Here is a 7,379-nt window from a genome sequence, read left to right as displayed (position 1 = left end):
CGCGGGCGCCACGAAAAAGCCGCCGGCCCGGACGCCGCCGCGATAGGCCACCTCGGACACCGGGGCGGCATGGGGCCCCCGAGCTTTTCCTGCGCCGACGCCGAACGCCTGCGCTCCGGCGGGGACCGGACCCATTCCGCCGACGGCGAGGCTCATCGCCACGGCGATCATTTTTGCTTTGCGAAACATTCAAGTGTCTCCTGACCTTGATGACGCAGGGTCGCAGGGATTTGTGTCTAATTCCCCGCAAGCTTGTCGCCGATCCATGTCAAACAGGCGGCAAATTTTCTGTGCTGTCGAAATCCGATACTTCCGCGTCCCCGCGACGAAAGACCGGAACCGCCTCACCATCACATGGCAGCCCGTCGGCACGCGCGGAAGTGCCGCGGAACCCTCTTCACGGTGACGTGAGGTCAACGAACCCTCTGTGCCGCGGGTCGTTACCGCTTCAGACGAGTGCCCTCAGGCGCTCGGCAAGGAGAGAGTTCATGTGGAAAAACAAAGCACTGGCGCTCGGCATCAGCACCGCCATGGTGGCTGCTCTTGCGGCGCCCGTCTCGGCCCAGCCGCTGCGTGCGGCCCCCGGCGGGCTTTTCGGTCGCCGCCGTGGCGCCGGAAGCGGTGCAGCACCGGCCCCGGCCACGGGTGCGGGCGTTCCGCCGCGCCGGCTGGTCGGGCCCGCGGCCGGGCTATCATCCCCGCTGGGGGCGTCCCTACTGGCGCAATGGCGGCTGGTACTACAACAACAACGGCGCCTGGGTTGGAGCGGCGGTGGCCGGGCTTGCGCTCGGCGCTGCGGCGGCGGCCGCCGCCAACAGCAACAACAACAGCGGCTATAGCGACGCTGTCGCCTACTGCATGTCGCGCTTCAAGTCCTACAACCCGCGCACCGGCACCTATACCGGCTATGACGGGCGGCAGCATCCCTGCCCCTGACCGGCGACGGACGGGGTGAAGGACGAGATTGAACGAAGGGCGGGCGCCATGCGTCCGCCCTTCGCGATTCCGATGCTCAGTCCGGGAAATGGTTGCGGAACAGCAGCCCGGCGAGGAACGCGCCCACCAGCGGCACGACGATGAACAGCCACAGCTGCGCGATCGCCTGCCCGCCCGCGAACAGTGCCGGGCCGATGGAGCGGGCCGGGTTCACCGACACGCCGGTCACCGGGATGAAGACGATGTGGATCATCACCAGCGAGAGGCCGATGGCGAGACCGGCGGCCTGGGTGATGCCGGCCTTGGAGGTGGAGCCGAGGATCACCACCAGGAACACGAAGGTGCCCACCAGCTCCGCGAGGATGGCGGCGCCGAGGCCGTATCCGCCGAGATAGTTCGCGCCCCAGCCGTTCTGGCCGAGGCCGGCGGTGCCGACGTCGAAGCCGGCCAGCTTGCCGGAGGCGATCACGTAGAGGATCGCGGCACCGGCGATGCCGCCGAGCACCTGGGAAATCCAATAGAGCGGCACTTCCGATGTGGGCAGGCGGCCCGCCGCCCACACGCCGACGGTGACGGCCGGGTTGATGTGGCAGCCGGACACATGGCCGATGCCGTAGGCCATGGAGGTGACGGCGAGGCCGAAGGCGAAGGCGATGGCGAGCATGCCGATGGGCGCGCTGCCATAACCGGTGAGCACGGCCGAGCCGCATCCGAACAGGACGAGCACGGCGGTTCCGATGAACTCAGCGACGTACTTTTTCATATGACGTCCCCCTTGCTACCCACCCTCGCGCTTAGGCTTGAGCGCGGCCAAGATCAAGAACGATTCCTGGGTTCGCGCGAAACCTTCGGTGGAGAAACGGGCGGCCGCACGCACTCGCCCCGGCAGGGGTACGGATGAACCGCCGCTGAACGTCAGCGCGCGCCAGCGTTCATCAAGGTGAAGGGCAGCTAAAGGGGCGGTTCAGATTGGGTTCGGCAAGCTCCCGCTAGAACCTGCGCATCCCGGCCGCATTGACCGGCCGCAATCTCCAGGTGCCGCGATGCCGCAGGTGTTCCCATGTCGAAGTCGGTCGTGATCGGTGTCGCCGCGGTCGTGTTGATCGCGGCGTCGGTGGGCGGCGGCAGCATCGCCGAAGCGCTTCAGGCGTCCGATCCCACGCCGCGCGCCGCGGCGGCGGCGCAGAAGGCCGGCGAGCCCGACACCACCCTCACCCCGGCCTGCGGGCTGCGCAAGGTGTGGGTCGCCACCTCCTCCGGCCCGCGCCTGAAATGGCGCCGCCCCTGCACCGACACCTGACCTCATTCCCCAATGGAACCGGGCACTGGCGCATTTTCCCCCGCAACTTGCGCTGGTGCCCGGGGCCATAGCCCGGCCCCGAAAGGGGCCGGGTTTTTCTTTTGCGTCATCGCCCTCTGCGGCAGGTGTGGCCATGCGGCGCTGCTGACGCTCCAGTCGGAACATGGTAGGTCTCCGCCGGTCCGCCATGCGCGGATTTTGGAGGAACACCATGGTTCGGCTCACGACTTTGAGCACGGCAACGGTGATCGCCCTCGCGATGGCGCTTCCGGCGCCCGCGGCGATGGCCCAGCAGGCACAGGCACAACAGGCGCAGGCCCAACAGGGGAAGACGTCTTCGCCGGCCCCCCTTCCTGGCCGCGCTCTTTCGATCTCTCCGGCGACACCGTGCTCCAGCTCTATCAGCCGCAGGTGGACGACTGGCAGGGTGACGTGATGAGCGGGCGCGCCGCGGTCGCCATCGGCCCGAAGAACGGCGCCCCCACCTACGGCATGCTGCGCTTCACCAGCCGCGTGGCCGTGGACAAGCCGGCCGGCGTGGTGCACGTCGCCTCGTTCTCCATCACCGGCGTCGAAGTGCCGACCGCGCCGGACAAGGCTCAGGTGATCCGCAGCGCCCTTCAGTCGCGCCTGCCCGAGGGCGGCATGGCGGTGCCGCTGGACCAGCTCCAGGCGAGCTATGCGGTCAACAAGGAGCTGGCGGCGCTCAAGAGCCAGCCGGTCGACAACACCCCGCCGAAGATCGTCTTCGCCACCACCGCGACCATCCTGGTGCCGGTGGCCGGCAACCCGGTGCTCAAGCCCATCTCGGGCGTGACGGGCTATCAGCGCGTGGTGAACACCCGGCCGCTGCTGCTGCGCGACGAGGCGGGCACCTATCACCTCCAGGCCGCCGGCACCTGGTACGAGGCGACCGCCATCAACGGCCCGTGGGTCGTCACGCCGAAGGTCACGGACGCGCTGACCGCCGCGGGCGAGATCGCCAACAAGCAGCAGGCGGCGGACCCGCTGCTGTCGCAGGAGGGCAAGCCGATCACGCCCCCGCCGGCGATCCTGGTCTCCACCGTCCCCACCGAGCTGATCCAGTCCGACGGCCAGGCGCAGATGCTGCCGGTGACCGGCGCGCCGAACCTGCTCACCATGAACAATGCCGACCATGCGGTGTTCATGGAGACCAGCTCCAATTCCTATTACGTGCTGATCTCCGGCCGCTGGTTCAAGGCGACCAGCCTCAACGGTCCGTGGGCGTTCGTGGCGGCGAACGCGCTGCCGGCCGACTTCGCCAAGATCAACCCCAACGATCCCAAGGCCAACGTGCTGGTCTCGGTGGCGGGCACCCCGCAGGCCAAGGAGGCGGTGATCGCCGCCACCATCCCCCAGACCGCCACGGTGAAGCGCGATCTCACCATCACCGTGAGCTATGACGGGGGTCCGCCGGTTTTCGAGGCGATCCCCGGCACCAGCCTGTCCTACGCGAAGAACTCGCCGACGCCGGTGATCCAGCTGGACGCCCAGCGCTTCTACGCGGTGCACAACGGCACCTGGTTCGTCTCCACCTCGGCCATCGGCCCGTGGAAGGTGGCGACCGTGGTGCCGGAGGTGATCTACACCATCCCGGTCTCCTCGCCGGTGCACTACGTGACCTATGTGCGGGTCTATGCCGTCACGCCGGACGCCGTGGTGGTGGGCTACACGCCGGGCTATATGGGCGTCGTCGTCGCCCCCGGCGGCACGGTGGTCTACGGCACGGGCTACAATTGCCCGGGCTATGTGGGCACCTACTGGATCGCCTGCCCGGTCACCTACGGCCTCGGCGCCGGCTTCGCGCTCGGCGCGGTGGACGGCTTCGCCTTCGGCTTCGCCGCGGGATGGGGCTGGGGCGCGGCAGTCGGCCCCTATTGGGGACCCTACTGGCACTATGGTCCGTACGGACCTTATGGACCCTACGGCCCGTGGGGCGGCCACTGGGGCTACACCAATGTCAACCAGGCGAACCTCTATGGCCGCTGGGGCGGCGCCGCCACGGTGAACCACGCCTGGGGCACCACCTGGAACGGCACCGAATGGTCGGGCCGCGACTGGGCGGGCCACACCGCCAACGGCACTGCCTTCACCGGCCGCTCGGCGGCCGCCTTCAATCCCTATTCGGGCAATTGGGCGGCCAACCGCGAGAATGCGCGCTACAACCCCGCCACCGGGGCGCGCGGCCAGTCGGCGGCGGCGGCAGATGGCAACGTCTATCGCGGAACCGCAGCGGCGGGGCGTGAATCCACCGGCGCCAATCCCACCACCGGCACGTTCCACGCCTCGCAGACCGGCGTCACCGACAATCGCGGCAACGTCAACGTGGACAGCCGCGGCGTCGCCGGCAACGTCAAGACCGGCAACGCGGTGGCCTGGGACAACGGCAAGGTGGTCGCCGACCACGACGGCAATGTGTACCAGCATTCCGACAGCGGCTGGAGCAAGGCCACCTCGTCCGGCTGGCAGAACATGGGCCGCGACTTCGACAGTTCCGGCCTCGACAACGAGAACCAGGCCCGCTCCTGGGGCCAGCAGCGCACCGACAGCTATGGCGGCGGCGGCGACCGCTGGGGTGGCGGCGGCGGCTGGGGCGGCGACGACCGCTTCGGCTCCGGCGGCTTCGACCGCGGCTTCGGCGGCTGGGGCGGCGGCGGCCATTTCGGCTGGCGGCTTCGGCGGAGGCTTCGGCGGACGGCGCTGAGCGGCACCGCTGATCCCTCTCCAAAAAGGGCGCGCGGCATCCGTCGGCGCGCCTCTTCGTTTCAGCCGCAGCTCAGGCCGCCTGTTCGAGGACGCCTCGCTCGCGCCGCGCAGGCGCCGCAGGCACCCGCGGGCGGGCTCAGTTCCTCGGGTGTCGCCGCAAGGCCGCGCGCCGCCAGCCAGGCGCCGAAGCGCGGCTCCGCGGTCAGGATCACGAACGGGATGGCGAGCGCATAGCCGGCGATCAGAGGTGCAAGCCACAGGATGAGCACCGGCGCCACCGCCGCCAGCGCGGCCACCAAAGCGAGCCCGAACAGGGTCGGTCCCCAGAAGCGCCGCGCCGCCAGCGCGAGCGGCACCGCATGGCCGTCGCGCGCCTGCCCGCTCCAGCGCGCCGCCACCCGCCCCAGCACGAGCCGCGCCAGGAGCGCGGTCACGGCAAGGGAGGTCAGGGACGCGAGCAGGAACGAGAAGACGAGCTCCATCGCCGCCGAGGCGGCGAACCGCCTGGCCCCGCCATAGCGTGCCGCACCGCCCGGGGTGAGGGCCACGTCGATCCAGCCGGCGAGCTTCGGCGCCTGCGACATCAGCAACAATGCGCCGTACACCGCGGCCGCGACCCCGGCCGGAAAGTCCTCGCCGGCGGCCGCCTCGGCCGCCGCGAACGGCATCAGCGCGAGCGCCAGCGGCAAGGCCGGGATGGTGGCGAACATCAGGATCGCCCAGAGGAGCTGGAACCGGCTCATGGGGGCGAGGCCCGGAAGGCCGAGAAGCTTCACATATTGCAGGTTGCCGAGACACCAGCGCAGGTCGCGGGTGATGAAGTCGGTCGCCGCCGGCGGGTTCTCCTCATAGCTCTCGCCTTCCACCGGCAGCACCCGCACCTCGAAGCCGGCGCGGCGCATGAGCACCGCCTCCACCTGGTCGTGGGAGAGGATCGGCCCGCCGAAGGGCGCGCGCCGGGCAAATCGGGCAGGTGGCAGAAGGCGCGGAACGGGGCGACGCGGATCAGCGCGTTGTGCCCCCAATAGGGGCCGCAGTCGCCCGCCCACCAGGTGGCGCCGAGCGTGTAGCAGCGCATGCCTGCGCGCATGCCGAACTGGAACAGGCGCGCGAATCCGCTGGCGGCCGGCAGCCCCACCGCGAGGCTCTGGAGGATGCCCATGCGCGGGTGCGCCTGCATGATGCCGAGCATGGTCAGCACCGTGTCCGCGCCCATCAGGCTGTCGGCGTCGAGCGGCAGCATGAACTCGTAGGGCGCGCCCTGGGCCTCCAGGAAATCGCGGATGTTGCCGGCCTTGAAGCCGGCATTGGAGCGCCGGCGCCGGTAGAAGACATGGGCGCCGCCCTCCTGCGCCCGCCAGGCGGCGACCAGCGCCTCCTCCGCCGCCGCCACGTCGGGGAGCGACGTGTCGGAGAGGAGATGGTAGTCGAAGATCGGCGCGATCGCGGCGGTGTCGAGGTCGGCCTTCACCGCCCTGAGCCGGGCGATGGCGCGCGCGGGGTCCTCGTTGCGCAAGGTCATGAGGATGGCGACGCGGGTGCCGGCATGGGGCGGTGCCGGCGTTGCGAGGAAGGGCGCGGCGGCCAGCACGCCATCGCGCCGGCCGTGCCGGAGCACGAGGCCGATGGCCGCGTTCCAGAACCCGATCGCGTGCCAGGGCGTTATGGCGAGGGCGCACAGGAGAACCAGGCCGTCGATGACCGTGAACCCGTCCTGCGCCAGCACGAAGGCCGTGGCCGCGCCCACCGCCGCCAGCGTCGCCCCGTTGGCTGCCAGCATGAAGCGGCGGCGGCGAGTGAGCGCCGCGGCCTCGGCGCGAGCGGCGGGCGGCGCCGGAGGAAACGAGGCCGGCGTTGCAGATCCGGGCGAAACGACATGGGATACTCCCGTGCGCCCGGGATCCGAACCGCCCGTGGCAACGTTGCAGCGCACTCCAGCAGTACGGGGACGGCGGCATGACGGCGGAACCTGCGGCAGAATGCCGCAATCGGACGCAAACGCGGGCGCTGTGGTACGTGGCACCGGCAGAGGCGGAAATCCGTACCGCGCCGCTCCCCGCCCGCGGGCCGGAAGACCTCCTCGTCGCCACGCGCTGGAGCGCCGTCAGCCGTGGCACCGAGCGCCTCGTCTTCGCCGGGCTGAACGACGCGGTGCACCGCGACACCATGCGCGCCCCGCTCCAGGAGGGCGATTTTCCCTTTCCGGTGAAATACGGCTACTGCGCCGTCGGCCGGGTAGAGGAAGGCCCGCCGGACCTCATGGGCCGGGACGTGTTCGCGCTCCACCCGCACCAGGACCGCTTCGTCGTGCCCGCGGCGCTGGCGACGCCGGTTCCGGACGGCGTGCCCGCCCGCCGGGCGACGCTCGCCGCCAAACAATGGAGACCGCCCCCTCAACGCGCTCTGGGGGACAGCG

6 protein-coding genes and 1 pseudogene are annotated in these 7,379 nt (G+C 70.4%); 4 read left to right on the top strand and 3 right to left on the bottom strand.

Annotated features, from left to right (window positions below; translation table 11 throughout):
• On the bottom strand, positions 1 to 189 hold a 189-nt coding region (locus tag AC2W7M_RS16080), incomplete at its 3' end, for a hypothetical protein (protein ID WP_486133220.1).
• A 417-nt stretch (positions 190 to 606) separates the two neighbouring features.
• Between AC2W7M_RS16080 and AC2W7M_RS16075 the strand changes: the two genes are divergently transcribed.
• On the top strand, positions 607 to 936 hold the full coding sequence (locus AC2W7M_RS16075) for a BA14K family protein (protein ID WP_486133219.1): 330 nt from the start codon (positions 607 to 609) through the stop codon (positions 934 to 936).
• Positions 937 to 1,012: 76 nt separating this feature from the next.
• Here AC2W7M_RS16075 and aqpZ read toward each other — a convergent pair whose 3' ends face one another.
• Positions 1,013 to 1,699, bottom strand: a complete 687-nt coding sequence (gene aqpZ, locus AC2W7M_RS16070; protein WP_486133218.1) for an aquaporin Z — start codon at positions 1,697 to 1,699, stop codon at positions 1,013 to 1,015.
• Positions 1,700 to 1,996: 297 nt separating this feature from the next.
• Between aqpZ and AC2W7M_RS16065 the strand changes: the two genes are divergently transcribed.
• Both AC2W7M_RS16065 and AC2W7M_RS16060 read left to right on the top strand, forming a co-directional pair.
• Positions 1,997 to 2,236: a hypothetical protein gene (locus AC2W7M_RS16065; protein ID WP_486133217.1), complete on the top strand. Its 240-nt coding sequence runs from the start codon at positions 1,997 to 1,999 to the stop codon at positions 2,234 to 2,236.
• Between the two features lie 387 nt (positions 2,237 to 2,623).
• A complete protein-coding gene (locus AC2W7M_RS16060) occupies positions 2,624 to 5,197 on the top strand; it encodes a carbohydrate-binding family V/XII (RefSeq protein ID WP_486133216.1) in 2,574 nt (857 codons plus the stop codon).
• Between the two features lie 538 nt (positions 5,198 to 5,735).
• Here AC2W7M_RS16060 and AC2W7M_RS16055 read toward each other — a convergent pair.
• The gene (locus AC2W7M_RS16055) at positions 5,736 to 6,743 is read right to left on the bottom strand and encodes a hypothetical protein (protein ID WP_486133215.1); all 1,008 of its coding nucleotides are present in this window, start codon (positions 6,741 to 6,743) and stop codon (positions 5,736 to 5,738) included.
• 236 nt (positions 6,744 to 6,979) lie between these two features.
• Here AC2W7M_RS16055 and AC2W7M_RS16050 point away from each other — a divergent pair.
• Positions 6,980 to 7,379 (top strand): annotated as a pseudogene (locus AC2W7M_RS16050) (hypothetical protein); the annotation flags it as partial.

Source organism: Xanthobacter sp. BG11Y11_SDJG (genome assembly GCF_057364445.1).
The sequence above is the reverse complement of the archived record's forward strand: the minus strand, read 5'-3'. Positions and strand labels throughout refer to the sequence as shown.

Coding starts and splice junctions, on each gene's coding strand:
- aqpZ (WP_486133218.1), bottom strand. CDS start 1,699: ATGAAAAAGTACGTCGCTGAGTTCATCGGAACCGCCGTGCTCGTCCTG.
- AC2W7M_RS16065 (WP_486133217.1), top strand. CDS start 1,997: ATGTCGAAGTCGGTCGTGATCGGTGTCGCCGCGGTCGTGTTGATCGCG.
- AC2W7M_RS16055 (WP_486133215.1), bottom strand. CDS start 6,743: ATGCTGGCAGCCAACGGGGCGACGCTGGCGGCGGTGGGCGCGGCCACG.